The sequence below is a fragment of the Planctomycetia bacterium genome (assembly GCA_015075745.1).
Lineage (GTDB): Bacteria > Planctomycetota > Phycisphaerae > UBA1845 > UTPLA1 > UTPLA1.
Genome location: JABTTW010000002.1, coordinates 983302 through 1007904, shown reverse-complemented (window position 1 = coordinate 1007904; position 24603 = coordinate 983302). Strand labels below are relative to the sequence as shown.

Annotated in this window: 22 protein-coding genes and 1 tRNA gene; 8 read left to right on the top strand and 15 right to left on the bottom strand. The window is 62.4% G+C overall.

What is annotated here, in order from left to right; translation table 11 throughout:
• Nucleotides 1-281: 281 nt before the first annotated feature.
• Both alr and HS101_17660 read left to right on the top strand, forming a co-directional pair.
• A complete protein-coding gene (gene alr, locus HS101_17665) occupies nucleotides 282-1454 on the top strand; it encodes an alanine racemase (GenBank protein MBE7508094.1) in 1173 nt (390 codons plus the stop codon).
• A gap of 190 nt (nucleotides 1455-1644) precedes the next feature.
• The gene (locus HS101_17660) at nucleotides 1645-1905 is read left to right on the top strand and encodes a hypothetical protein (GenBank protein ID MBE7508093.1); all 261 of its coding nucleotides are present in this window, start codon (nucleotides 1645-1647) and stop codon (nucleotides 1903-1905) included.
• Between the two features lie 146 nt (nucleotides 1906-2051).
• Here HS101_17660 and HS101_17655 read toward each other — a convergent pair whose 3' ends face one another.
• Genes HS101_17655 through HS101_17645 form a run of 3 tightly spaced genes read right to left on the bottom strand, consistent with a single transcriptional unit; the run spans nucleotide 2052 to nucleotide 5804 of the window.
• Nucleotides 2052-4466, bottom strand: a complete 2415-nt coding sequence (locus HS101_17655) for a xanthine dehydrogenase family protein molybdopterin-binding subunit (protein ID MBE7508092.1) — start codon at nucleotides 4464-4466, stop codon at nucleotides 2052-2054.
• Complete coding sequence (locus HS101_17650) at nucleotides 4463-4948, bottom strand: (2Fe-2S)-binding protein (protein MBE7508091.1); 486 nt, start codon at nucleotides 4946-4948, stop codon at nucleotides 4463-4465. The genes HS101_17655 and HS101_17650 overlap by 4 nt, the downstream gene beginning before the upstream one ends.
• A gap of 43 nt (nucleotides 4949-4991) precedes the next feature.
• The gene (locus tag HS101_17645; protein MBE7508090.1) at nucleotides 4992-5804 is read right to left on the bottom strand and encodes an FAD binding domain-containing protein; all 813 of its coding nucleotides are present in this window, start codon (nucleotides 5802-5804) and stop codon (nucleotides 4992-4994) included.
• 392 nt (nucleotides 5805-6196) lie between these two features.
• Here HS101_17645 and HS101_17640 point away from each other — a divergent pair, with 392 nt between their 5' ends.
• From HS101_17640 to ftsY, 3 genes are read left to right on the top strand one after another with little or no spacing between them, the layout of a single operon-like run.
• A complete protein-coding gene (locus tag HS101_17640) occupies nucleotides 6197-6700 on the top strand; it encodes a 6,7-dimethyl-8-ribityllumazine synthase (protein MBE7508089.1) in 504 nt (167 codons plus the stop codon).
• A gap of 44 nt (nucleotides 6701-6744) precedes the next feature.
• Entirely contained in the window at nucleotides 6745-7206 is a 462-nt protein-coding gene (gene nusB / locus HS101_17635) for a transcription antitermination factor NusB (protein ID MBE7508088.1), read from the top strand.
• A gap of 7 nt (nucleotides 7207-7213) precedes the next feature.
• The gene (gene ftsY / locus HS101_17630) at nucleotides 7214-8128 is read left to right on the top strand and encodes a signal recognition particle-docking protein FtsY (protein MBE7508087.1); all 915 of its coding nucleotides are present in this window, start codon (nucleotides 7214-7216) and stop codon (nucleotides 8126-8128) included.
• Nucleotides 8129-8185: 57 nt separating this feature from the next.
• Here ftsY and HS101_17625 read toward each other — a convergent pair whose 3' ends face one another.
• Nucleotides 8186-8887 carry a protein-L-isoaspartate(D-aspartate) O-methyltransferase gene (locus HS101_17625; protein MBE7508086.1) on the bottom strand — a complete coding sequence of 234 codons (702 nt, stop codon included), beginning with the start codon at nucleotides 8885-8887 and terminating at the stop codon, nucleotides 8186-8188.
• Between the two features lie 155 nt (nucleotides 8888-9042).
• Here HS101_17625 and HS101_17620 point away from each other — a divergent pair, with 155 nt between their 5' ends.
• Nucleotides 9043-9756, top strand: coding sequence for a CAP domain-containing protein (locus HS101_17620; GenBank protein MBE7508085.1), 714 nt, complete (start codon nucleotides 9043-9045; stop codon nucleotides 9754-9756).
• Nucleotides 9757-9763: 7 nt separating this feature from the next.
• Here HS101_17620 and HS101_17615 read toward each other — a convergent pair whose 3' ends face one another.
• The 6 genes from HS101_17615 to lpxI form a co-directional block, all read right to left on the bottom strand.
• Nucleotides 9764-11095 carry a hypothetical protein gene (locus tag HS101_17615; protein MBE7508084.1) on the bottom strand — a complete coding sequence of 444 codons (1332 nt, stop codon included), beginning with the start codon at nucleotides 11093-11095 and terminating at the stop codon, nucleotides 9764-9766.
• 9 nt (nucleotides 11096-11104) lie between these two features.
• Nucleotides 11105-11980 (bottom strand): ATP-binding cassette domain-containing protein, encoded by an 876-nt coding sequence (locus HS101_17610; protein MBE7508083.1) that lies wholly within the window; start codon nucleotides 11978-11980, stop codon nucleotides 11105-11107.
• 185 nt (nucleotides 11981-12165) lie between these two features.
• Nucleotides 12166-12239: transfer RNA gene (locus HS101_17605), tRNA-Asp, on the bottom strand.
• A 138-nt stretch (nucleotides 12240-12377) separates the two neighbouring features.
• Nucleotides 12378-14945, bottom strand: a complete 2568-nt coding sequence (gene glgP, locus HS101_17600; GenBank protein ID MBE7508082.1) for an alpha-glucan family phosphorylase — start codon at nucleotides 14943-14945, stop codon at nucleotides 12378-12380.
• An 80-nt stretch (nucleotides 14946-15025) separates the two neighbouring features.
• Nucleotides 15026-15964, bottom strand: coding sequence for an SDR family oxidoreductase (locus HS101_17595; GenBank protein ID MBE7508081.1), 939 nt, complete (start codon nucleotides 15962-15964; stop codon nucleotides 15026-15028).
• Nucleotides 15964-16833, bottom strand: a complete 870-nt coding sequence (gene lpxI / locus HS101_17590) for a UDP-2,3-diacylglucosamine diphosphatase LpxI (GenBank protein ID MBE7508080.1) — start codon at nucleotides 16831-16833, stop codon at nucleotides 15964-15966. The genes HS101_17595 and lpxI overlap by 1 nt, the downstream gene beginning before the upstream one ends.
• A gap of 142 nt (nucleotides 16834-16975) precedes the next feature.
• On the opposite strand from lpxI, the gene HS101_17585 reads away from it, so the two are divergent.
• Complete coding sequence (locus HS101_17585; GenBank protein ID MBE7508079.1) at nucleotides 16976-17572, top strand: DUF309 domain-containing protein; 597 nt, start codon at nucleotides 16976-16978, stop codon at nucleotides 17570-17572.
• A 200-nt stretch (nucleotides 17573-17772) separates the two neighbouring features.
• The gene (gene cadA / locus HS101_17580) at nucleotides 17773-19764 is read left to right on the top strand and encodes a cadmium-translocating P-type ATPase (GenBank protein ID MBE7508078.1); all 1992 of its coding nucleotides are present in this window, start codon (nucleotides 17773-17775) and stop codon (nucleotides 19762-19764) included.
• 24 nt (nucleotides 19765-19788) lie between these two features.
• Here cadA and HS101_17575 read toward each other — a convergent pair whose 3' ends face one another.
• The 5 genes from HS101_17575 to HS101_17555 form a co-directional block, all read right to left on the bottom strand.
• The gene (locus HS101_17575; GenBank protein MBE7508077.1) at nucleotides 19789-20667 is read right to left on the bottom strand and encodes a deoxyribonuclease IV; all 879 of its coding nucleotides are present in this window, start codon (nucleotides 20665-20667) and stop codon (nucleotides 19789-19791) included.
• Nucleotides 20664-21608, bottom strand: a complete 945-nt coding sequence (locus tag HS101_17570; GenBank protein ID MBE7508076.1) for a histone deacetylase — start codon at nucleotides 21606-21608, stop codon at nucleotides 20664-20666. Before HS101_17570 ends, HS101_17575 begins: the two co-directional genes overlap by 4 nt.
• Before the next feature lie 82 nt (nucleotides 21609-21690).
• Complete coding sequence (locus tag HS101_17565) at nucleotides 21691-23139, bottom strand: NAD(P)(+) transhydrogenase (Re/Si-specific) subunit beta (GenBank protein MBE7508075.1); 1449 nt, start codon at nucleotides 23137-23139, stop codon at nucleotides 21691-21693.
• Nucleotides 23140-23142: 3 nt separating this feature from the next.
• On the bottom strand, nucleotides 23143-23424 hold the full coding sequence (locus tag HS101_17560) for an NAD(P) transhydrogenase subunit alpha (protein MBE7508074.1): 282 nt from the start codon (nucleotides 23422-23424) through the stop codon (nucleotides 23143-23145).
• A 27-nt stretch (nucleotides 23425-23451) separates the two neighbouring features.
• Nucleotides 23452-24585, bottom strand: a complete 1134-nt coding sequence (locus HS101_17555; protein MBE7508073.1) for a Re/Si-specific NAD(P)(+) transhydrogenase subunit alpha — start codon at nucleotides 24583-24585, stop codon at nucleotides 23452-23454.
• Between the last annotated feature and the right edge of the window lie 18 nt (nucleotides 24586-24603).

The following is a 24603-nucleotide window of genomic DNA, read 5'->3' as shown; positions in this document are numbered from 1 at the left end:
ACGCATGCCGCCTGAAATCGAGCCCAGCAGTGTAGGGCATTTGCCGACGCTCTTCAAGGTGTGCGCGGGGTCGGACGTGGATGGACATAAGCCGTGAAATGACAGGGGATAATCGCAATTTGCGGGGAGGGGGTCGGTCCGGCGGGGCGCCCGGGCTTCGCAGGCCCACATCGGAGAAGGGGAAACCGTCGGCAACGCCGGACGTACGGGGAGGAGCAAGGCCGCGAAACTTTGTCGGGCGGGAAGTCGATGTTTATCATGCGGACGAAGGCAGGGATGCGATGCGCTCCGATCTACTCGCTCAAATCAACACAGACGATCTGCTCCACAACTATCACGCGTTGAAGTCATGTTGTCGGCCGGGGGTGAAACTGTGCGCGCCGCTGAAGGCGGATGCGTACGGGCACTCGATGGCGATGGTCGCGCCGGTTCTGTATGAGGCCGGGGCGGACATGGCGGCGGTGGCGACGTTGTTTGAAGCGGTGGAGCTGCGGGACCTCGGCTGGGACCGGCCGATCCTGGTTCTGGGGAATGTGCTGGGCGTGGCGGACGCGGCGGAGCGTGGCGAGCGCCTGGGGGTGATTGAGGATCATCGGCTGAGTATCACGATCGCGGATGGGGCGGTGGTCGAGTACCTATCGCGGCAGCGTTTGAGCGCGCCGATCGACGTGCATGTCAAAGTGGATACAGGCATGGGGCGGATGGGGGTGCTGGCCGAGGATGCCGCGGGGGTTGTGCGCGATATTCTACGCACGCCGCAGCTACGGCTGACCGGCGTTTATTCGCACTTTGCAACGGCCGATTTTGAGGAGGTGAGCGTCGCGGAGCGGCAGGTCGGGGTGTTTCGACGGTTTCTCGACGAGGTGGGGGCGGCGCTTCCGCCGGGTGTCATCCGTCACCTGGCCAACAGTGCCGCGACGATTGCACTGCCAGATGCGCATCTGGACATGGTTCGGCCGGGGCTGGCGCTTTACGGTTATTATCCGTCGCGTCACATGCGGGGTCAGGTTGACCTTCGACCGATTCTTCGGGTGGTGACGCACCTGACGGCGGTGAAGGAACTGCCGAAGGGGCACGGCGTGGGGTATGGACGGACCTTTGTGACGAATCGACCGACGCGGCTGGGGATCATTCCGGCGGGGTACTCGGACGGGTTCCCGCGGATGCTGTCGAACAACATGATCGTGGGCACGGAATGGGGCGATGCGCCGGTTGTCGGTCGCGTGAGCATGGATCAACTGGCGTTGGATTTGACGGAGCTTTCCGGGGTGGGGGTTGGGGACGAGGTGGTTTTGCTGGATAACGACAATGACCGTCCGAATGGGGTGGATGAGGTGGCGCGACGGCTGGGGACGATCTCGTATGAGGTGACGTGCCTTCTGGGGCGGCGGATCGATCGGCTGCGCGTCGGCAAAAGCTGCGCGGGATATCGGCCGCTGGCGGCGAGAAGCTAATCCGCAACCCGTTTTGGTCCGATGCGTAAGAGGATTTCGGGGGGAACCTCCGCCGAATCCCAGCCGGTACCCCGCAATCGGGGCTGAAAGGGGCTCGCGGTGGAGTTCACCGCCAGATGAGTCCGATTGTTATTAGGCGTAGCAAGTGCGGCGTCTTCCTCGCCGGCGGGCTTAAGTGAAGGAGATCATCATGAAGCGATCGTTAGCAACCCGCCTGGTGAAATCGAAGATTCTGATGCCGCTGCTGGTCGGCGGAATGGCGTTGCAGTTCAATCTGGGCGGCTGCGATGCAGAGGTGCGCGACTCCGTGCTGACGGGTTTGTCCACCTCGCTGACGACTTTGGCGTCGGCGGTGATTAACGCCTTCTTCCTGTCGCTGGGCGATGCGAGTACGACGTCGCAGCCGGTGGTGCAGGCGGCGTTTGAGATTCTTCATAGCTTGCCAGCGTAGCCCCAGGCAGTTTCCTCTTCGTCCTTCGAATTCACGATAGGTCCAGCGGTCTGTCCGCGCGCATCGGCGCAGGGCAAGCGGCATCGCATGCCCATGGCCGATGATGGCGGCTGTGCTCGGCTTGCGCTCAGCTTGCTCGCTTAAATTCAATGTGACAAACGCACGTGGGGCGGGGCGGTGGAGAGTCTCGCTTCGTAGGGGACCGCGGCCTGATCGGGGTGGAGGAGTTCCCATACGCGCTGGGGGGTGCAGGGCGTGGTGTGGGGGCTGACGCCGATGGCGTTGGCGATGGCTGAGAGGACGGCGGGGGTGGCGGCGATGAGCGGGGGCTCGCCGATGCCGCGCGCGCCGAAGGGGCCACCGGGATCGTCGGTTTCCAGAATGACCGTTTCGATGGTGGGGACGTCGCGGAAGGTGGGGAGGATGTAGTCGGTGAAGTTGGGATTCTTCATCACGCCGTTCTCCATGATGACCTCTTCCATGAGGGCCATGCCGATGCCCTGAGTGGCGCCGCCGATCATCTGGCCGGCGACGCTTTGGGGGTTGATAGCCTTGCCGACGTCGTGGCAGACGATGAATCGCTCGACGCGGGTTTCGCCGGTCTCTGTGTCCACGACGACCTGGGCGATGTGAGAGCCGAAGAGATAAGTGATGAATGAGCGGGGGGACTGGCCTGTTTCATAGTCTTCGCAGACGGTGCGCGGCTTGAAGATTCCGTTTGCCTCCAGGGGATATTCTCGCTTGCGACCTTCGGCGACGATCTGGGCGATGGGGGCGACGAGGGCGGGGTCGAAGCGGCCGACGGCTTTGCCATCGTGGAGGTCGAGTTCGTGCGGGTGGACGTTGAGCAGCTTGCCGGCGATGTCGAGGACCTGTTCACGGAGCTCGCTGGCGGCGATCTTGACGGCGTTTCCGGTGAAGTAGGTTTGCCGCGTGGCGGAGGAGGAGCCGGATTCCTGTGTGCGGCCGGTGTCTGCCCAGATTACGTCGACTTGTGAGAAGGGGACGCCGAGTTCTTCGGCGGTGATTTGCGCCGCCATGTTGAGGAGGCCTTGGCCGTATTCGACGGCGCCGGTGTAGACCTCGACTCGGCCGGCGGCGTTGAACTTTACTGTGGCGCGGCTGGCATCGGGGAAACCGTCGCCGTAGCCGAGGCCGAAGCAGATGACGGAAAGGCCCCAGCCGCGTTTTTCGTGGGGGGCGAGGGGGCGGTCGTGATGTTTTTTCGATTGGAACTGGTGGAGGGCCGCGTCGACGCACTCGACGGCGGTGGCGACGGGAATGACCTGGCCGGTGGTGACGGAATCGCCGGCGAGGATGAGGTTCTTTTTCCAGAGTTCGATGCGGTCGATGCCGAGGCGGGCGGCGAGGCGGTCCATCATGCCGTTGTAGGCGATGGCCATCTGGCAGGCGCCGAAGCCGCGCATGGCACCGGTGGGGTTGTTGTTGGTGAAGACGCCGTAGACGTCGACGTAGACATTTGGGATGCGGAGCGGGCCGGTGGCGTGGCTGGCGGATTTGCGAAGGACGGCGGGGCCGGTTGAGGCGTAGGCGCCTTCGTCGGAGTAGATCGTGATCTTGGCGGCGGTGAGGGTGCCGTCTTTCTTTGCGCTGACGGTGTAGTGGATTCGCATGGCGTGGCGCTTGTGGCGGGCACGCATGGACTCTTCGCGGCTGTAGCGCATGGCGATGGTCTTGCCGGGGTGCTTGAGGGCGCAGACGCCGAGGTAGACCTGGATGGAGAGGTCTTCGCGGCCGCCGAATGCGCCGCCGGTCGCGGGGGTGATGATGCGGACGGCTTCCATGGGCAGGCCGAGGGCGAGGGCAATGAGGCGGCGTTCTTCGTGGGCCCATTGGCCGGAGACCTGGATGGTGAGGAGGCGTCCATCCCATTGGGCGATGCCGGCCTCGATATCGAGGAAGGCGTGATCGACGGTCTGGGTGAGGAAAGTCTCGCTGATGATGACATCGCCGGCGGATAGTGCCGCATCTGTGTCACCTTTTCGGATGCGCTTGCCGCCCATGATGTTGCCGTTGGGATGCAGGCGGGGGGCGTCTTCGGCGAGGGCGTCGTCGAAGTCGGCGACGACGGGGAGGTCTTCGTAATCGACCTTGACGGCTTCTATGCCGCGGTTGGCGGCGTGCTCATTTTCTGCAAGGACGATGGCGACGGCGTCACCGCGATAGAGCACTTTGTCTTCGGCGAGGACGGGGTGATCGCGGTGGATGAGGCCCTGGCGGTTTGTGCCGGGCATGTCCTTGGCGGTGTAGACGGCGACGACGCCGGGGGACTTTGACGCGGCGGCGGTATCGATTTTGATGATACGGGCGTGGGCCTTCTCGGAGCGGACGACGCGTGCGAAGTAGTCGGCGCGATTGAAGAAGAGATCGGCGCCGTAGAGGCAGGTGCCGAGGACTTTTTCGGTGCCGTCGATGCGGCGCTCGCTGCGGCCGACAGGGCCGTGGGGGGCTTCCTTGTACGGCGTGGTGGAGGGATCGACGAGCGGATTGGACTTCGTTGGGGCGACGATCCCGGTTGGTTGTGCGGGTGAGGTTTTCATTTCCATTCCCGGGCGGCGGATTTGATTGCCTCGCAGATGGCCGCGTAGCCGGTGCAGCGGCAGATGTTTCCTTCCATGCCTTCGAAGAACTCCTGTTCCGACGGATTTGGATTGGCTTCGAGCAGGGCCTTGGCGGACATGATGAGGCCGGGGGTGCAGTAGCCGCACTGGGCGGCGCCGGAGGCGAGGAACTTTTCCTGAAGGACGTGCAGCTTGTCGCCGTGGGCGAGGCCTTCGATGGTTTCGATGTTGCGATTCTGCATCTGCGGGCAGAGGACGAGGCAACTGTTGATCGGCTTGTCGTCGACGATGACGGTGCAGGAGCCGCACTCGCCCTCGAGGCAGGAGCCCTTGGCGCCGGTGAGGCCGAGGCGGTCGCGGAGGAAGAAGAGGAGGGTTTCGTCTTGTGCGACGTCGGCGTCAACGGGATCGCCGTTGACGGTGCATCGGAGTCGCCACGTTGTGTCGTTGGTCTGGGTCATTTTGTCGTGCGCGTCGCAAGCGACGCGGCTAAATGAGAAAAACTCAATTCCCTTGGCGCAGGTCGCGGAGCAATCTGCGGGTCAGCACGCCGCACATGGCGCGGCGATAGGTCGCCGACGAGCGATGGTCGTCGATTGGGGCGACTTCCTTCATGGCGGACTGGGCGGCGGCCTCGATGGCGGCATCGGTGAGTCCGTCCTTTGCGATGATGGCCTCGGCCTGTCGGGTGCGGATGACGGTGGGGGCGACGCAGCCGAAGGCGATGCGAACTTCGCCGCGCGGATTCATGCCGATGGCGCAGCAGACGATGCTGATGTTGATGGAGCCGCGCTTGCCGATTTTGTACCAGGCTGTTTTCCAGTCGGCGTCGAAACGGACGGCGGTGATGAGTTCGTCGGCGAGGAGAGCGGTCTTGCGGAAGCCGGTGAAGTAGTCGTGGATGGGGAGCGAACGTTTGCCGCGGGTTGCGTGGGACAGCTCGATCTGGGCATCCATCGCCATCAGGGCGACGCAACCGTCGCCGGCGGGGGAGGCGGTGCCGAGGTTGCCGGCGATGGTTCCGGCGTTGCGAATGGCGGGTCCGCCGACGGTCATGGCGGCCTGGGCGAGTGCCTTTATGGGCAGCTTGCCGAGTTGGGTAAAGGTCGCGCCTCCGGCGAGAAACCACTGGCCGTTGTCGCGGCGGACGGTTGAGCCATCGGCCACGTGGGTGAGGTCGAGGAAGTGGCGGGGGGGTTTGGCCTGGCGATTGAGTGCCACGACGATGTCGGTCCCGCCGGCGATGGGGGTGACGTCGGCACCGAGGTTTGCCCGAATGGCGAGGGCTTCATCGAGATTTCGGGGCTGGTGGAACATCCAAGCACTTTAATCGAAGAGGGCGACCGGAATCGGGCAAGTCTCCATCTGATATTTTCTTTCAGCCATCTTAACTTTGCCGGGGGCCCGTCACAACGTTCGGGCATTGATGGATCGGCGCGGCGGCGTTGGGTGAGAGCAGACCTAGATGTTGCGTTTTGGATATTGGTTCATCGTGAGATTTCTTCGTCCGGCAACGCTCTGTCGCCCCATTCGGGGCTTTGAGATTTCGGCTTTCTTTCTCCACGGGCTCACGCCCGCGGCTACGATCTGGCGCCCCTGTCGGGGCTCAAAATCGATACTTCCATTGGCCATGATTCATACCTGAACGCAGAGTATTGGAGCTGACGTGGTCGGGCGGCGCGATCGCGGCTATTCTTTGGGCACGGATCATGGCGCAAAGCGGCACACCATCCAGGCAGGGCGAGAAGCTCGACGGTTCGGGGCTTCGGGTGGCGATTATCGTCAGCCGGTTCAACGACAACATTACGTCGCGCCTTTTGTCCGGGGCGCGCGATGCGCTGCTGAAGCACGGTGTTCGCGCGTCGGATGTGACGGAGGTGTGGGTGCCGGGGGCGTGGGAGTTGCCGCTGGCGGCGCAGGCTCTTGCGCGGACCGGCCGGTACGATGCGCTGGTCGCGCTGGGCTGTGTGGTTCGCGGCGAGACGACGCACCACATCCACGTCGGCGGCGAGTCGGCACGGGGCCTAGCGCAGGTTAGTCTGCAAACGAACGTGCCGATTGGTTTCGGCGTGCTGACGACGGATACGGTTGAGCAGGCTGTCGCACGTGCGGGTGGGGATCACGGGAACAAGGGGGAGGACGCGGCGCTTGCCGCTATTGAGATGGTCATGCTTCTTCGAGCGCACCGACCCACCGAAAAGCCGGGACGATAGGCCGCAGCTTGCGGATTCGTCGGGCCCGCTGTAATGATGCCACCATGAAAGATCGTCATCAGGCGCGAATCCTCGCCATGCAGGCGCTTTGTCAACTCGACGTGCTCGGCGATGACTCGCTTGCGCAGCTCGACTCATTCTTCGCGGATGAGTCTCCGCCGGAGAGCACGCAGAAGTATGCGCGGGGGCTGGTTCACGAGATATGGAAAGACCGGGAGGCGTTCGACGCTGCCATCCAGGCGGTTGCGGAGCATTGGGCGACGACGCGGATGTCGGCGGTCGATCGCAACGTCTTGCGCGTGGGGCTCTGCGAGCTTCGCGCGCGGCCGGAGGTGCCGACCGCGGTGGCCATCAATGAGGCGGTGGAGATCGCGAAGATTTTCGGGACGGCGGATTCGCCGGCGTTTGTGAACGGCGTGCTCGATGCGCTGAGAAAGCAGGCGGCATCGGGCGGCGGGGGAGACAGCACCGCCGCGAAAGAGCCCGCGCCGCCGGTTGAGGGCTGAGAGTTACATGGGATTATTCGATCGCTTCAAGAAGGCCCTGACGAAGACGCGCGACAAGGTTGTCCGCAGCTTTCAGTCGGTGCTGCCCTTTGGCCGCAAGATTGACGAAAGCCTGCTGGAGCAGGTCCACGACACGATGATTCAGGACGACTTCGGTCCGGCGACGGCGGAGAAGTTGATCGGGGCGGTGCGTGGGGCGTGGAAGCGCGGGGAGATCGCCGAGTCCCAGGACATCATCGCCTATCTGAAGCAGCACATCATTGAGAAGTGGCCGGAGGACGTGCGTGCGCTGGCGAAGGCGGCGAGCGGTCCGACGGTGATTCTTGTCGCGGGCATCAACGGCTCGGGCAAGACGACGAGCGTTGCGAAGCTGGCGAATTACCTGAAGCAACAGGGGAAAAAGGTCATTCTCGGGGCGTGTGACACGTTTCGGGCCGCGGCGGTGCTGCAATTGACCGAGTGGGCCGAACGGTGCGGGGTGGACATCATCAAGCACGGGCAGGACGCCGACCCGGGGGCGGTGGCCTACGACGCATGCGAGGCGGCGATCGCGCGGAAAGCGGACATTCTGCTGCTCGATACGGCGGGACGACTTCACACGCAGGACAACCTGATGCGGGAGCTTTCCAAGATCCAAAAGGTGGTAGAAAAGAAAATTCCGGGCTCACCGCATGAGGTTTTGCTGGTGCTCGACGCGACGATCGGGCAGAACGCGGTGAATCAAGCGCGCAGCTTCAGCGAGCACGTCAAGGTCACGGGGATCTTCCTGGCGAAGCTGGACGGCTCGGCGAAGGGCGGCATCGTGGTGGGCATCCGCGATCAACTGAAGGTGCCGGTGAAGTTCGTGGGGCTGGGCGAGCAGATCGACGACATCGAGCCGTTCGATCCCAATACATTCGTCGAGGCGCTTTTTTCAGAGTAGGCGCCGGTCCATTTCTTTCACGAATCCTTTCGGGGAAATAACTCTGTCGCGGATTTTTTATTCGTCGTAAGCGGCCTGGCCGATGAGGCGAACGAATCGGACGCCGATGAGCGGCCGCTCGATCAATCTTCCCTTTACTTTTTCGATTAGAGTGAGTCGTTGCTGCGGCTCATCGCCGATGGGGGCGAGCAGCCTGCCGCCATCCGCGAGTTGATCGACGAGGGCGGATATGATTCCCGGCGCGGCGGCGGTGACGATGATCCGATCGAATGGCGCTTCATCGGGCCAGCCAACGGTCCCGTCGGCGACTTTGAAAGCGACGTTGGTCAGCTTGAGTTCGGCCAGACGGGCGGCGGCGAGCTCGGAGAGCTCCGGCAATCTTTCGATGGTGAGCACGTGACGGGCGAGCATGGCGAGGACGGCGGTCTGGTAGCCGGTGCCGGTTCCGATTTCCAGAACTCGGTGGTGCGGCTCGATGCCAAGGGCTTCGGTCATGTAGGCGACGATGTAGGGTTGAGAAATCGTCTGACCGAGGCCAACCGGCATGGCGCGGTCGTCGTATGCATCGTTGGCGCGATCAGCCGGCACGAAGTTCTCACGCGGGAGGCAGCGCATGACGTCGAGGACGCGGGCATCTTTGATCCCACGGGTCATGATTTGCTGGTCCACCATCCGCAGGCGACGGGCTGCCGGAGGGTCGTCTTTGAGGCCGGGCGACTGAGGTGAGGCAGGTTCGATTTTGGAGCTCGAGAAATCCATGACCGATTTTAGGGGCCGTAGCCGCTTATTGCGTATCAGTTTATGGGAACCGGGGTTTGCGCGTGAGAGTTCGTTGTTCGCGACCGATAGAAAGGATAAACTGATTGAAAGGGGCGGTATTGTACATGCCTGAAATTCAGTTCATTGGGAGGAGTATGGTCAGGCCTGACGGAAGTCTCGCCCGACCGGTCCTACGGGGTATTTTTACCCGTTGGACGAGCGGCTGGGCGGTTTGCGCATTGATGCCGCTTTTCCTCGGCGCATGTCAGGAAGGGGGCGCATTGCCCCTGAAGAACCCCAATCTGTCGGATCCCGCGACTGCGACGGCCCGTCTGTTGGAAATGGACGTCTGCAGCGATCCTCCGCTTGGCGAGGTGGTTCTTTCGCATTTGTTCGCGGCGGTCAACGCCGAGCGCCGCAAGGCGGGTCTCGCCGCCCTTAAGCGCGAAGACACGCTGATGGTGGTTTCTGACTTTTATGCGTGCCGACTCGCCGATGGGGGATTTTTCTCGCATCGCGACCCGTTCGACAATTCGACGATTGATTCGCGGGCCATCGCCTTTGGTTATCCATTCACGAAAGTCGGCGAGAACCTGGCGGCCGGGCAGTTGAGCGTCGAGGAAGTGATGGAGGCGTGGATGGCCTCGCCGGGACATCGGGCCAACATTCTCGACCCGGACTTCACGGAGATCGGCCTGGCGGTCAAACTCGGCGGGGCAGACGGGCCCTTCTGGGTGCAGGAGTTCGGTCGACCGTCTAGTGAGCCGCTTCGCACGGTTCGGCAAGCGCCGTCAAACAGCGATGAATCAGCGGCGACATCGCGGCCGGTAACGGACGATGCCTCGCCCGCCTCCCAGCCCGGGTCGTAATTCAGCTTCAGTTATTGATATTCAATTGCCGCCACAATTCTTCTTCGGCCTTCTTATATTTTTCCCGACTCTGGTCGAGATCGGCCTTGATGCGGTCGAGCTCCGGGGCGTCGGAGGGAATGGCGCCGTCGTGAAGTTCGGCGAGGGCTCTTAATTGGGCGGATGCGTCGTCGATGCGGGTGGCGGCCTCGGCGAAGCTTCGCGCGGCGTCAAAGATCGCCAGTTGCTTGATCTCGGTCTGCTTGGGTTCGTTGAAGAGTCGCCAGGGGTGGCGGAGGACGTACTTCATGCCGTTTTTGATGTGGTCGGAGGCCTCTTTGAAGTTCACGAGCATCCGGTCGATGTTCTCGCGATTGATGACGACGATCTCGCGGGTTGTCGATGTCATAGTGTGAACGTCGTCCACGGTCTTGCTGATCATCACGCCGGTTTTCTTGAGCTCCGCCATCAGGCTGTCGGGCCTGGATGCGTCTGTTTCGCCGGCGAGGTTGTCGGTCATGTGGGCGATGTTTTTCAGGGACCTGTCGAGGGTCGGCTCGTTGGTGGTGAGGACGCGAGAGACCGACCCGAGCCCGTCGTTGAGCGAGTCGATGGCGAGGTGAATTTTGCCGAGCAGGGCCTGACGGTTTGCCCCGTCGGTTTCGGTTCGAAGGGAGCCGGTCATGAAATTGATGTTGTCAACGATGGCGTGAATCTTTCCGAGGAGCATGGTCTTTTCCTCGGAGCCGAGCTGGTTGCCGAGTGCCGTTGTCATGGCATTGATGTCGTCGGCGGACTTGAGGAACTTGGCGATGAGCGAGGTGTCGGCCTGCGGATCGAGCTGGGTCTTGATTTGTCCGAGGAGGCTGGAGGGGTTTGCGCCGTCGAACTCGCTCTGGAGTGAGGCAAGGATGGCCGCGAAGCCGGCGGGCTGGGCGCCATCAATGTATTCACCGGTGAACGGCTGCGGTGAAACGCCGAGATTGATCTTGAGGATGCCGTCTCCGCCGAGGGGCGGGCCTTCGGCGATGGCCTCGCAGTCGGACATGAGCGTTAGGTCTTCGCGGATGTCGGCCTCGACCCAGACGTAATAACGGGTGACCTTCTTTTTTGTGGCGATGTCCTCGACTTCGTAGGGGTTGAGGGTGGCGGCGGTGATCTTGCCGACCTTTTGGCCGCCGACGAGGACGGTGGAGCCGGGGGAGAGGGTGGGCATGGCGGGAGAGGACTCAAACCGGACGGCGATGCGACTCATTGAGCCGCTGACGCCCTGGCTGATCCAGATCAGAATCATGAAAAAAGCGACCGCGACGGCGATCGTGACGGCCCCCACCTTTAGTGCATTGCGATCAGCAGCCATGTTGGAAGTCTACTCCTCTCCCGCGACCAGAAGTTTTTCATAGTCGCTTAGACCCTGGGCGTCGGTCAACGGACCCTCGGTGTGTCCGTTGAGGAACTGGTTCATGAGTTTCTCTTCGCGGGTCGCAAGCCGGTCGGACGGCGTGTCGCGAAGCTGTTCGAATTCGGCGCGGTCTCCGATCTTCAGGACTTTTCCGCGCTCCAACATGACCATTCGGTCGGCGATGCGGAAGGCGGAATCCATTTCGTGGGTCACGACGACGCTGGTGACGTTGAGCTTCTTGGACAGGTCCATGATGAGTTCATCGATGGCGGCGCTGGTGACGGGGTCCAGGCCCGCGGAGGGCTCATCATAGAACAGAATCTCCGGATCGAGAACGGTGGCGCGGGCGAGGCCGGCGCGTTTTTTCTGGCCGCCGGAAAGCTGAGAGGGCAGCTTGTCGCGATGGGGGAGCATGTGGACCTGCTGCAATTTGAGGGTGACGACGATGTCGATGATGGACGGATCGACGACGCTGTGCTCGTGGAGCGGCAGGGCGACGTTTTCGGCCAGGGTCATTGAGTTATACAGGGCGCCGCTTTGGAAGAGGATGCCGAATCGCTTGCGGATTTCGTTCATCGGGGCTTCGGCGAGGCCGACGATGTTTACGGGGGCGGGGGCATCCTTGGTGTGATAGTAGATGGACCCGCTGTCGACGCGATATTCTCCGATGAGGCAGTTGAGCAGGGTGCTCTTTCCGCAGCCGCTACCGCCCATGATGATGAGGGTTTCTCCGCGGCGGACGTCGAAGGTCACGTCGTCGAGGACGGTTTGAACGGTTCCGCGGCCGCGAAATGTTTTTCGCAGGCTCTGGATGGAGATGACGATGTCAGACGAGCTTGTCATAGATACGTGTCCGGAGGAACCGGGAATTCTATCGAAACGAGGTGAACTGTTAACCCGGGAACTGGAAAAACGCCGCAGCGACGCGGAGCCCCCGGCGATGGGGCGGCCCATGTTTGCGGCGAGGAATTGCCGGGAAAAGGTAAAGACCCCCGCGGCCGCGAAGGCGCGAGGGTCTTTCATGGAAACGAGGCTGACGGGACTCGAACCCGCAACCTCCGGCGTGACAGGCCGGCGCTCTAACCAATTGAGCTACAGCCCCAGGCTATTCCTGGGAGTTGCGACCACGGCGGTTGCCGCGATTGCAGACCCGCCAACGTATCGCGGGTAAATCGGAGTGTCAAGATCGCCGGTAGCGGCCGAGAATCATAGGCGGGCTTGGTGCTATTCGCCGATCGGGTCAGCTCCAGACGATCAGACCGGCATCGTAACGATGAACGAGGTCGGCGTGCTGCGGGACGACGCGGACGGCATAACCGTGCCTGCCGCTGCGACGACAGGGAATGGTCCCGTCGAACCAGAATGTTCCGTTTTCGAGATGGTCGGCGCAGGTCATCTCGACGGCGCCGCCTTCGACCAACTGGCCCGAGGAATCGATTCGACCGTTGTAGAGTTCGACGGCGACGTCGTTGGGCTGGACCTTACCGAGATGGACGCGGGCCCTGACGCGCACTTCCGCGCCGACGGGCAGCTCTCGATCGCTTTCTGCGTCGACCTGCTCGACGTGGACTGAGTCCCACTCTCCGGCGAGGGAGCGCTTCCAATGTGCGAGGGCCTTTGCACCCGCGAAGTTGTCACGGGAGAGATGCCGCCACCTGTGAGCCGCAGGGACGTAGAGCCGATTGGCGTATTCCTCGAGCATGCGATTGGTGTTGAACATGGGGCAGATCGTGCGCATGGACGCCTTGATCCGGGCAATCCAGGCGCGGGGGAGTCCGTCGGCGGAGCGATCGTAGAATGCGGGGATCAGCTCCTTTTCGAGCAGGTCGTAGATCGCTTCGCCTTCGAGGTGATCTCGGTAGGCGGGGTCTTCCTGGATTCTTCCTTCGTCGATGGCCCAGCCGTTGTGGCCGTCGTAGGCCTCGGGCCACCAGCCATCGAGGATGGAGAGGTTGAGGCCGCCGTTGGGTGCGACCTTCATGCCGCTGGTCCCGGACGCCTCGCGGGGCTTGATGGGATTGTTCAGCCAGACGTCGGCGCCCTGGACGAGCATTCGGGCAACGACGATGTCATAGTTTTCGATGAAGACGATTTTCCCGCGGAAGGCGGCGGTCTCGAGTTGTTCGAGGATTTCCTTGATGACGGCCTTTCCGTTGTCGTCACGCGGGTGGGCCTTGCCGGCGAAGATGAATTGAACGGGGCGATCGGCACCGGCAATGATCTTCGCGAGGCGAGTCGGATTTCGGAAGAGCAGCGAGCCTCGCTTGTAGGGGGCAAAGCGCCGGGCGAAGCCGATGGTCAGGGCATCTGGATTGAGCATTTCCTCGGCGGCCTTGATCTGGGCGGCCGGTGCGCCGCGGCGGCGCAGTTGTTCGCGGAGACGTTTGCGAGCAAACGAGACGAGGGCGATGCGACGGCGCTCGTGGGCGCGCCAGAGCTCCAGATCGGGAATCTCGTCGACACGACTCCAGATGTCGTGATCAACGGGGTTCTCGGTCCAGGTCGGTCCGAGGTAACGATCCAGCAGTTCGGCGACCTCGGGACAGATCCAGGTGTTGGTGTGGATGCCGTTGGTGATCGAGGTGATGGGCACCTCGTCGCGCGGGGCGCCGGGCCAGACGTTGTACCACATCTCGCGGGAGACATGGCCGTGAAGGGCGCTGACACCATTGGCGCCGCCGGCCAGACGCAGGGCGAGGACCGCCATGCAGAACTCACCTTTGACCGGCTGGGCTTCTTCCAATTTTCCGAGGGCGAGAAACTCCTCCAAGTTCAAACCAATGGCGGGGAGGTAGGGGCTCAGGTACTTATCGATCAACTCCCGCTCGAAGCGATCGATGCCGGCCGGGACGGAGGTATGCGTGGTGAAGACGAGGCTGGAGGCAACTGCCTCGCGGGCCTCACCGAAATCGAGTTTGCCCTCCTCTCGTTTGCTGTGAAGGTGCTCGACGGTGAGAAATGCGGCGTGGCCCTCATTCATGTGGCAGACGTCGAGAGAGACGTTGAGCATCTTGAGGGCGCGAAGGCCGCCGATGCCGAGGACGATTTCCTGGCGGATGCGATGTTCGTTGTCGCCGCCGTAGAGTCTGGCGGTGATTTCTCGATCGCGCGGGTCGTTTTCAGCGACGTCGGTGTCGAGGAGGTAGAGCGGCACCCGGCCGACCTGGACGACCCAGACTTGGGCGCGGACTTCGCGTTCGCCGACGGGGAGCGAGATGGTCAGCGGTTGATTTTCGCCGTTGGTGACGGGCAGAACGGGCATCTGGAAGAAATCGAGCGACGGATACTCTTCCATTTGCCAGCCATCGGCGGTCAGTCGCTGCTGAAAGTAGCCCTGTCGATAGAGCAGTCCGACGCCGACGAGGGGGATGCCCAGATCGCTGGCGCTCTTCAGGTGGTCGCCTGCGAGGATGCCGAGGCCGCCGGAATAGATGGGGAGCGACTCGTGGAGTCCGAACTCCATGGAGAAATAGGCGATGCGGGCGTCTTTCAGATCGGGATGGGCTTTGGCGAACCAACCTTCACGGCTCATGTATGAATCGAGCGCCGCGAGGATGCGCTGCATGTGTGCGAGAAATGCCTTGTCCTGTGCGGCCTGATCGAGGCGGCGCTGGGCGACATGAGCGAGGAAGCGGACGGGATTGTGGACGACGTCCTCCCACAATTCGGGATCGAGCCTGCGGAACAGCTCGCGTGCATCGGCGTTCCAGCTCCACCAGATGTTGTAGGCCAGGTCTCGCAGCCTTGCGAGGGGCTGGGGCAGTGCAGGAATGACGGTGTATGTGCGCAAGCGAAACATGCTTAACATCCTTTGTTCATTCGACTCGAATACGATCCATGCATTCGGGCATCCGGCGGCTCACTATCTAAATGGCCTGCGCCGAAGCGTCAAATCGCAATCCTCGCTGCATACCAATCCATCGTCCGCTTAAGACCGTCAAGGGTAGAGACGATCGGTTGGTATCCGATGACCTTCCGGGCCAGGCTGATGTCGGCGGCGGAATGCTTGATGTCTCCCTGACGTTCGGGAAGGTAGTCGGGCTTGATGCTCTTTCCGAAATATCGATTGATATCTGCAATAATCTGGTTGATTGAGATGCGTCCGCCGCAGGCGATGTTCACAACCTCCCCGTTCGTCCGCTCGGCCTTTGCGGCGAGGAGGTTCGCATGGATGACGTTCTCAATGTAGGTGAAGTCTCGGGTTTGCTCGCCGTCTCCGTACACGGTGGGGGCGCGGTTTTGGAGGATCGCCGTCACGAAAGCCGGAATCGCAGCCGCATATTGACTTCGAGGATCCTGGCGCGGTCCAAACACGTTGAAGTATCGCATGGTGAGCGTCTGCAGGCCGTAACACCTGGCAAACGCGCGGCAATAAAACTCGCCGGTGAGTTTCTGGACGGCGTAGGGGCTCAGCGGATCTGTCGGCATGGACTCGACCTTGGGAAGAGTCGGCGATTCACCGTAGGCCGAGCTGCTGCCGGCATAGATGAATCGGCGCACTTTCTCGTCGCGGGCCGCGAGGAGAAGTTGAAAGGTGCCCTCCACGTTAGACCTGTGGCTGGTCGCCGGATCGTCGACGGACTTGGGGACGGAAGGCACGGCGGCTTCGTGAAGCACGACGTCCACGCCCCGGCACGCGCGTCGGGCGATGGCGGGGTCGGCCATGTCGCCCTGAATCCAATCGGTTTTTGAAAGTACGTCGACGAGGTTTTCCCGCTTGCCCGAGGAAAGGTCATCGAGCACCCGGACGGAATGGCCCAGCTCTACGAGGCGATGAACCAGATGCGAGCCGATGAAGCCCGCTCCACCGGTAACGAGAAAGTCCATCAACTGCCCTCACGTTGATGTGTCGCGTCGCGACCGACGACGGAAATCGCATGGCGATTGGCCAGGGCGAAGGTCTCTTCACGACTGAGGATCAGCGTTTTGCCCGCTTCGACGACGACGGCCGCGGCGCGCGACTGTGAAAGTAACAGAATGGTTTGCGGCCCGATGGCGGGGACGTCGAATCGCATGTCCTGATTCGGCTTGGCGACCTTGACCAGGACCCAGCCGCCGGCTTTGCACAGCGAAGCGGCGCGGGCGATCATCGCATCGGTGCCCTCGATGGCTTCCACGGCAATGACGTCCTTGTCCTTGACGGCGATGGATTGGCCAACGTCGAGACGGCCCATTTGCTTGGCGATGTGCCAGCCCAACTCGACGTCGGCTTCGGCGGAGGCGGAAAGGCGGGGGCCGGCCAGGAGTCCCGTGCCGGCCATGGCATCCTGACAGTAGGAAGTGGAATCAACCAACTCAACGCCCCTTCGTCCCATTTCGTCGGCGACGGCACGCAGGAGCGTGTCATTTCGCCGGTCCGTGGTGGAAAAATACCAGACTTTGATGCTAGTCCAATCGGGTAAGTAGGCCAAGTACTGTCGCCATTTCGGGAGGTCGAGCATCTGGGCTTTTCGGACCCTGCCGGCCATGATGGCGCGGGTGCATTGCTCGCGGCGAAAGAGGCGAATCCACCGCCCCAGACGTGCGACACCGGCGAAGAAAAATACATCGGCCTCATCGCGGAGGGATTCATCGACGCTGCCGCGCAGGCCGACCACGACGACGCGATAACCGGCGGCTTTTGCGCCGCGCAGCACGAGGCGGGGGAATTCGCCTTCTCCGGCGATCAGACCGATCGAATGGGTCGCTGTCGTCATCCGCTGCTCGTCCGGGTGCCGGGGCGCATATCGAGATTGCCCACTTCGCACCTCACAGGTCTCCAACGGGGGGTATGATAGCGTGCGTTGGATGGCATGACACGCGATTTCAAGTGAGCAGGTCGCTTGCCGGTGGAGACGCATGAACGACGCTGAACTGACACAATTCCGAAACACACGACTCTCCGTGACTGCGTTTCCGCCGTACCGCTTTTTGCCCGGACGTGATCCGCACCCGACGGCGAGCCCACAGGGACACAGCTATCTACCGCCGGGGACGCAGGAGCCCGCGGTGGAGTGGGAATCCGCGGAGGGCTGGGAAAAGTGCGAGGCGTATCTGTACGGGTGGGACCTTCACAATCATGCGTATTGGTGGGAGGCGCATGAGGCGTGGGAAGGATTGTGGCACAAGGTGAGTCGCGGCAGCCTGCCGCATCGGTACTTGCAGGGATTGATCCAGGTTACGGCCTGTCATCTGAAACTGCGACTCGGGCAGGCGGATGGCGTCGAGCGCCTGCGGGAGAGCAGCCGGGGCTATCTCGCGTCGGTGATTGAAGAAATAAAGGACGGGTCGTATATGGGAATCAGGGTCGACGACTTCACTTGTTCGTTAGATGCGTACTACGCGAAGGTCTTTCGGCCGGACGAGGGGGTCGTCGGGCACGATCCGGCGATTTTTCCATACGGCGTTCCCGGTCGATCGCCTTTTGCCGGGGCACGTCGATTGTCCGATCAGTAGGGTGCCATCATGAAGGCACTCGTGGGACTCTGTCCAGTGCATCTGGCCGAAATGAGACTCAGTCTCAGCGACCGCGCATCGCCCGGTCCGGCGATTGATATACGTCTATGATCCCCTACTTATCGCCCCCGGCACGGAAAGTGAATGTCATGTTCTTTGACGTGCGATAAGATACCGTGAAAGTAGATGCAGAATTCACCATGACCAGTATTTCGGCCGCAGCGAACGCCAGAACTTCGTCTCCACCAGCAACCGCCGGGCGTCTGCAGCGGCGACATGTCGAAGTCGGCCTAACGGGGCTGACCTTCGGGCTGCTCTTGTTCAGCCTTTACGGCGACAGCGGTCGTTGGTCGGTTCAGGCGATGCTGGCGATTCATGTTGCGGCATTCGCCGCGGGCGGCTGGTACGGGGTTGTCGACGCGATCCGGTCGATGCGCGACCGTCGTCTGGATATTAACTTCCTGATGATCGCGGCGGCGATCGGGGCGGCGGCGATCGATCACTGGACTGAGGGGATCACGCTGCTGTTCCTCTTTTCCCTGTCAAACACACTTCAGAGCTATGCCATGGAGCGGTCGCGCAGCGCGATATCCAGCCTGGTGAAGCTGCGACCAGCGGAAGCGACCTTGATTCGTGACGGCCGGGAAGAGCGCGTCGCCGTCGAGCGATTGAAGCCGGGCGATCGGATTCGCATCCGCCCCGGCGAGATGGTCGCGACGGACGGCGTGGTGGTTGATGGACAATCGGAACTCGATCAGGCATCGGTGACGGGGGAGTCGATGCCGGTGGAGAAGTCGCCCGGCGATCCGGTGTTCGCGGGGACGCTGAACGGGACGGGTTCGCTGGAGGTCGCGGTCGTGAAGGCCGTGACCGACTCGACGCTTGCGCGAATGATTCAGCTTGTCGAAGCGGCGCAGGGTCAGAAGGCCCAGTCGCAGCAATTTCTGGAGCGCGCCGAGGGGTACTACGCCGTGGGTGTCATCGGGGTGGCTCTCGGCTGCGCGGTAGTCCCGTGGTTGATGGGGGCTTCGTTTGAGCAGAGCTTCTATCGGGCGATGGTGTTGCTGGTGGTGGCTTCGCCGTGCGCGCTGATTATCGCGACGCCGGCCGCGCTGCTCTCGGCGATCGCCAATGGCGCGAGAAAGGGCGTGCTGTTCAAGGGCGGGGCGCATCTGGAGCGGCTCGCGCAGGTTTGCGTCGTGGCCTTCGACAAGACCGGGACGCTGACGCGCGGGGTGTTGAGCGTGACGGATATTATCGTGTCGCCTTCGGCGCCGTCCGGGCTGAGCGAGTCAGATTTGCTGGCGACGGCGGCGGCGCTGGAATCACGCTCGGAGCACCACATTGCGAAGGCGGTACTTGCGGCGGCGCGCCAAAGAGGCCTGGGGCTGCCCGAATTACGCGACTTCCGAACGCTGCCGGGTCGCGGGGTGTATGCGCGTGCGAATGGGTTTCTGGTGTGGATCGGCGGCGAGCGATTGTACCGGGAGCACGGTGAGGCCATCCCGGATGACTTGTCACGTCTCATGAAGTCGCTGGAGGCGGAAGGCAAGACGGTATTACTGGTTCATCGTGAAGTGGCGCGCGAGGGCGGATTGGGGCAGCATGAGGGGTGGGGCGGTTGGCTGGGATTGATCGCGGTCGCGGATTCGATTCGCCCGGAGGCGGCGAAGGCGGTCGATCAACTGCGCAAGCTGGGAATCCGGTATGTGGCGATGCTGACCGGGGACAATCCGGGAGCGGCCAAGCGAATCGCCGAAGTTGTGGGCGTGGATCAATTCGATGCCGGGCTGCTTCCCGAGGAGAAGGTCGAAGTGCTCGGCCGACTGCGTCGGGAGTACGGACCGGTGCTGATGGTGGGGGACGGCGTGAATGATGCGCCGGCGCTGGCGGCGGCGCACGTGGGTTCGGCGATGGGGGCCGCCGGGTCCGACGTTGCGCTGGAGACGGCGGATCTGGTTTTCATGTCGGATGATCTCTTGAAAGTGCCGTACGCCATTGCACTGAGCCGGCGCGCCGCACGGATCATGCGGCAGAACGTCGTATTCGCCATCGGGGTCATTGGCGTACTCGGCGTCGCGGCGATGGCTTACGGGCTTGCGCTGCCGCTCGGGGTCGTCGGGCATGAGGGGAGCACGCTGATTGTGGTTGCGAACGGGCTGCGTCTGCTTGGCTTTCGACCGCGGATGTGAGATCGCCGGACCACTACAGGCCCATCACGGCCTGATGAGTTTCTTCATGCGATTGATGTTCACGCGGTCGAGATTCACTCCGCGGCCGTCGGTTCCCTTTGGGGTCTCGAGGATGCGGGGCACGTGTGCCAGCCGGGGATCATTGAGGATGTTGGCGAATCCCGACTTGCCGATTTTCCCTTTTGTGATGTGCTCGTGGCGATCCAGGCGGCTGCCGCAGTCGCCTTTTGAATCGTTGGTGTGAATGCACTTCACGCGATCGATGTCGACATGGCGTTTGATTTCGTCGAGGAGGCGCTCGTAGTCGTCGCGGTCGCGGATGTCGTATCCGGCGGCAAAGACGTGGCAGGTGTCGATGCAAACGCCGAGGCGTTCGGATTGGCGGACTTGCTTGATGATCTCGCCGAGCTGGCAAATCTCGTGGCCGATGGTGGTGCCCTGTCCTGCGGTGGATTCGAGCAGGACGCGGCAGGTGAAGCCGGCGGTCGCGGCGTGGACCTGGTCGAGGGAATCGGCGATGGCGGCAATGCCGGCCTCGATGCCTGAACCCATGTGGGCGCCGGGGTGGATGATGAGGTCTTCAATGCCGAGGGCTTCGCAGCGATGCAGCTCGTCGATGAGGGCGTCGCGGCTCTTGTCGCGATTGGCCTTTTCGGGCGAGGCGAGATTCAAGAGGTAGCTGGCGTGGGCGACGACCGGTGAAACGCCGGACTTGCGCTGGGCGTCTTTGAAGAGTCTGGCCTGTTCGTCGGTGATCGGCCTGGCGACCCACTGACGCTGGTTCTTGACGAAGATTTGCAGGCAGTCGCAGCCGATTTGCTCGGCCTCGTCGAAGGCGAGGTGCAGACCGCCGGCGACGGAGAGATGGGCGCCGAACTTCTGAGCGACTTTCGACGGCTTCATGCATCCTCGCCCAAGGCGCGAACGTGCGCGGCCACGGATGCCGCGAGGGCGTCGAGGTTGTAGCCGCCTTCGAGGAGACTGATGATGCGACCGCCGCAGGACTCGGCCGCGACTTCGTTGAGGCGACGGGTCATCGTGGCGTAGCCTTGCTCCGTCAGTCGCAGGTCGGCGATGGGATCATCTCGGTGGGCGTCGAAACCAGCGGAGATCAGGAGGATCTCGGGCTTGAACTGCCTGAGTGCGGGAAGGACCTCCGCGTCGAATCGGGCGAGAAAGTCGGCCTCGGAGGTTGCCGGGCGAAACGGAATGTTCTTTGTGAAGCCACGGCCGTCACCTCTGCCGCGCTCCGATTCCATGCCTGTGCCGGGCCAGAGGGGGCTTTGGTGGAGGGAGATGAAAAGGACGCTGGGGTCGTCGTAGAAAATCGCCTGGGTTCCGTTGCCGTGATGCACGTCCCAATCGACGATGGCGATCTTGCCAAGCTTGTGATGCTGCTGGAGGTACTTCGCGAGAATGGAGATGTTCGCGAAGAGGCAGAAACCCATTGCCGTCTCGGGAAGGGCATGATGGCCCGGGGGCCTCATAGCGCAGAATGCGGCGTCGGCCTTGCCGCCGATGACGAGGTCGGCCGCGGTCAGGGCCGCGTTTATGGAGCCGAGGGCGGCGGCGTAGCTTCGTTCGCAGACGTAAGTGTCGCCCTGGTCGAGAAGATTTTTGCCCTCTTCGCAGGAGATGCGGACCCAATCGTGGTAGGTTTGAGAATGGACCTGCATGATCCATTGTGCAGTGTCTCGGTCTTGAACCGGGGCGGCTGTCAGACCGGGGATGATGGCGGAGATTCGGTCGGGCTGCAGGCGCTCGGCGCGGGCGATGCACTCCACGTGCGCACCGGTGTCGTGTTCGAGGCTGACGGCATCCCAGAGGTAAGCGACGCGTTTCATCGGGGAGATCATAGCGTGAAATGAAAATCGCCTGCAGAAGGACGGATTCCGCGATGGGGACGCGGGCAAAACCGCGCTTCAGTTAACCGGCTGCTTTGATCGCTGCCACCAGGTCCAGCACCGCCTTCTTGCCGTCGCCGAAGTACATGAGGGCGTTGTCAGCGGCAAAAAGCGGATTCGGGATGCCGGCGAAGCCGGGGCTGAGGCTGCGTTTCATGATGATGACCGTCCGGGCCTTGTCGACGTCGAGGATCGGCATTCCGGCGATGGGGGACTTGGGATCGGTACGGGCGAGGGGATTGACCACGTCGTTGGCGCCGATGACGAGGACGACGTCGGTCTGCTCGAAGGTCGAGTTGATGTCGTCCATCTCCCTGACTTTTTCGTAGGGGATGTTGGCCTCGGCGAGAAGGACGTTCATGTGGCCGGGCATTCTTCCGGCGACGGGGTGAATGCCGAACTCGACCTCAATGCCCTTGGCCTCGAGGACGTTCGCCAAGTCGCGCACGGCGTGTTGTGCCTGGGAGACGGCCATGCCGTAGCCCGGGACGATGACGACACGGCGTGCGGTGTCGAAGAGCATGGCGATTTCCTCGGCCGAGGTCGACTTGACCTTGCCGGCGTAGACGTCGTCGGCGGAGGCGGAGCCCTCGGAGGGGGCGAGCTTGCCGAAGAGAACGTTGGCGAGCGATCGGTTCATCGCCTTGCACATGATCTGGGAAAGGATGATGCCGGAGGAGCCGACGAGCGAGCCGGCGATGATGAGGCCGTTGTTGCCGAGGACGAAGCCCGTCGCGGCGGCGGCCATGCCGGAGTAGGAGTTCAACAGACAGATGACGACGGGCATGTCAGCGCCGCCGATCGGCGTTGTGACAAGAACGCCGAGGACGGAGGCGACAACGACGATCGGCCAGAAGACCCACAGTTTCGAGGGGTCATAGGTACCCCAGACGGCGCCGGCGATGATGAGAATAAACAGCAGCGCGTTGACCACTTGCTGGCCGGGGATGACGTTACCGCTGGGCACCCATTTAAGCTCCTGGAGCTTTCCGGCGGCAACGAGGCTGCCGGAGAAGGTGACGGCGCCGATGATGCCGGCGACCATGGTCGAGCCGATGAAGAATCGCAGGGACTCGTCGAACTGGAACTCCGGCTGACTCATTTCACCCATCTTGGCGATGAGTTCGGCGCCGGCGACCAGCAGGGACGCGCCGCCGCCGAAGCCGTTGAGGAGCCCGACCATTTGTGGCATGCCGGTCATCGGCACGCGAATGGCGAAGAGAGCGCCGACGAGCGTGCCGACGGCGATGCCCACGCCGATGAGCCAGTATCCTGCGCCGGAGATGTCGGGCCGATCGATGCTGATGAGCACGGTGATGACGATCGCCAGCAGCATCCCGAATGCACCGACCAGGTTGCCGCGCAGGGCGGTGCGGGGGTGGCTGAGCCTCTTGAGCGCGACGATGAAAAGAATCGACGCGAAGAGGTAAATCAGGTTCGTGACGGCGGGGTTCTTAAGTGCGGAAGACAAGGATCAGCCTTTCCTCTTAAACATGCCCAACATGCGGTGGGTGACCAAGAAACCGCCGACGACGTTGATCATGGCGAATGAGATGGCGATGACGCCGAAGGCGGATGTCCATAAATTGAGCTTCAAGCCCGCTGCGAAGATGGCGCCGATGATGGTGATGCCCGAAATGGCGTTGGAGCCGGACATCAGTGGCGTGTGCAGGGTCGGCGGGACCTTGGTAATGACTTCAAAGCCGACGAAGGTCGCCAGCGTGAAGACCGTGATACCGATGACGAACATTTCCATGTCGGTGACTCCTGTATCCCGCAGCTCCTAGCTGCCCATGGCATCGCGGACGCGCGGGTGAACGATTTGTCCGCCCTGTGTGACCAGCGTACCCGCCACGCATTCATCGTCCATGCTCAGGATGAGCTTTCCGTCCTTCACGAGGTCCTGGAGAAACGCGCCGACGTTTCTTGAGTACATCTGGCTCGCATGAAAGGGGACGGTCGCGGGCAGATTGGTCGGGCCGAGAATCAGTACGCCGTTGGCATCGACGCGCACGCCGGCCTTGGTGAGTTCACAATTGCCCCCGGCCTCGGCAGCGAGGTCGATGATGACCGAGCCGGGTCGCATGGCGTGGACCATTTCCGCCGTGATCAGGACCGGCGCCGGCTTGCCTGGAATAAGAGCGGTGGAGATGGCGATATCCGCATCTTTCACATGCTGGGCGATGACTTCCTTTTGCTTCTGCTTGTAGGCGTCGGACATTTCCCTGGCGTAGCCGCCCTTGTCCTCGGCATCCTCCGCCTGCGCTTCGACCTCGACGAATTTGGCGCCAAGGCTGTGGACCTGTTCTTTGACGGCGGGGCGCACGTCGAAGGCCTCGACGACCGCGCCAAGGCGGCGTGCGGTGGCGATGGCCTGAAGTCCCGCCACGCCGGCGCCCATCACGAGTACTTTTGCCGGCGCCAAGGTTCCGGCGGCGGTCATCATCATGGGGAACATCTTTTTCAATTCCACGGCGGCGAGCAGGACGGCCTTGTAGCCGGAGATGGTGCTTTGCGAACTTAAGACGTCCATCTTCTGGGCGCGGCTGATGCGGGGCATCAGGTCCATGGCAAGCGAGGTGATCCCGCCCTCGGCCAGCTTGCGAACGAGATCGTGCCGGATGAGCGGGTTGAGTATTGAGAACAGGGTGGAGCCGGATCGTAATCTGGAAAGGTCGGCTTCGGTCGGCGGGTGGACGGAGACGAAAATATCCGCTTCGCCGAACAACTCATCGGCGGAACCGCATGTCCGGACGCCGACTGCTTCGTATTCCGAATCGAGAAAGCCGGCCTGGGTCCCGGCGCCGCTTTCGATCAGCGTATCGAGCCCTAACTTCTTGATTCGCATGCAGGTTTCTGGAATGAGGGAAACTCTTGCTTCACCCTCGAGAGTCGCCTTTGGAATCGCAAGCTTCATCGATGCCTCGTGTGGAAT

Coding starts and splice junctions, on each gene's coding strand:
- HS101_17570 (MBE7508076.1), bottom strand. CDS start 21,608: ATGAAACGCGTCGCTTACCTCTGGGATGCCGTCAGCCTCGAACACGAC.
- HS101_17585 (MBE7508079.1), top strand. CDS start 16,976: ATGAACGACGCTGAACTGACACAATTCCGAAACACACGACTCTCCGTG.
- HS101_17625 (MBE7508086.1), bottom strand. CDS start 8,887: ATGGATTTCTCGAGCTCCAAAATCGAACCTGCCTCACCTCAGTCGCCC.
- HS101_17560 (MBE7508074.1), bottom strand. CDS start 23,424: ATGGAAATGTTCGTCATCGGTATCACGGTCTTCACGCTGGCGACCTTC.
- HS101_17640 (MBE7508089.1), top strand. CDS start 6,197: ATGGCGCAAAGCGGCACACCATCCAGGCAGGGCGAGAAGCTCGACGGT.
- HS101_17645 (MBE7508090.1), bottom strand. CDS start 5,804: ATGTTCCACCAGCCCCGAAATCTCGATGAAGCCCTCGCCATTCGGGCA.
- HS101_17615 (MBE7508084.1), bottom strand. CDS start 11,095: ATGGCTGCTGATCGCAATGCACTAAAGGTGGGGGCCGTCACGATCGCC.
- cadA (MBE7508078.1), top strand. CDS start 17,773: ATGACCAGTATTTCGGCCGCAGCGAACGCCAGAACTTCGTCTCCACCA.
- glgP (MBE7508082.1), bottom strand. CDS start 14,945: ATGTTAAGCATGTTTCGCTTGCGCACATACACCGTCATTCCTGCACTG.
- HS101_17655 (MBE7508092.1), bottom strand. CDS start 4,466: ATGAAAACCTCACCCGCACAACCAACCGGGATCGTCGCCCCAACGAAG.
- HS101_17575 (MBE7508077.1), bottom strand. CDS start 20,667: ATGAAGCCGTCGAAAGTCGCTCAGAAGTTCGGCGCCCATCTCTCCGTC.
- HS101_17620 (MBE7508085.1), top strand. CDS start 9,043: ATGGTCAGGCCTGACGGAAGTCTCGCCCGACCGGTCCTACGGGGTATT.
- ftsY (MBE7508087.1), top strand. CDS start 7,214: ATGGGATTATTCGATCGCTTCAAGAAGGCCCTGACGAAGACGCGCGAC.
- HS101_17555 (MBE7508073.1), bottom strand. CDS start 24,585: ATGAAGCTTGCGATTCCAAAGGCGACTCTCGAGGGTGAAGCAAGAGTT.
- lpxI (MBE7508080.1), bottom strand. CDS start 16,833: ATGACGACAGCGACCCATTCGATCGGTCTGATCGCCGGAGAAGGCGAA.
- HS101_17595 (MBE7508081.1), bottom strand. CDS start 15,964: ATGGACTTTCTCGTTACCGGTGGAGCGGGCTTCATCGGCTCGCATCTG.
- nusB (MBE7508088.1), top strand. CDS start 6,745: ATGAAAGATCGTCATCAGGCGCGAATCCTCGCCATGCAGGCGCTTTGT.
- HS101_17610 (MBE7508083.1), bottom strand. CDS start 11,980: ATGACAAGCTCGTCTGACATCGTCATCTCCATCCAGAGCCTGCGAAAA.
- HS101_17660 (MBE7508093.1), top strand. CDS start 1,645: ATGAAGCGATCGTTAGCAACCCGCCTGGTGAAATCGAAGATTCTGATG.
- alr (MBE7508094.1), top strand. CDS start 282: ATGCGCTCCGATCTACTCGCTCAAATCAACACAGACGATCTGCTCCAC.
- HS101_17650 (MBE7508091.1), bottom strand. CDS start 4,948: ATGACCCAGACCAACGACACAACGTGGCGACTCCGATGCACCGTCAAC.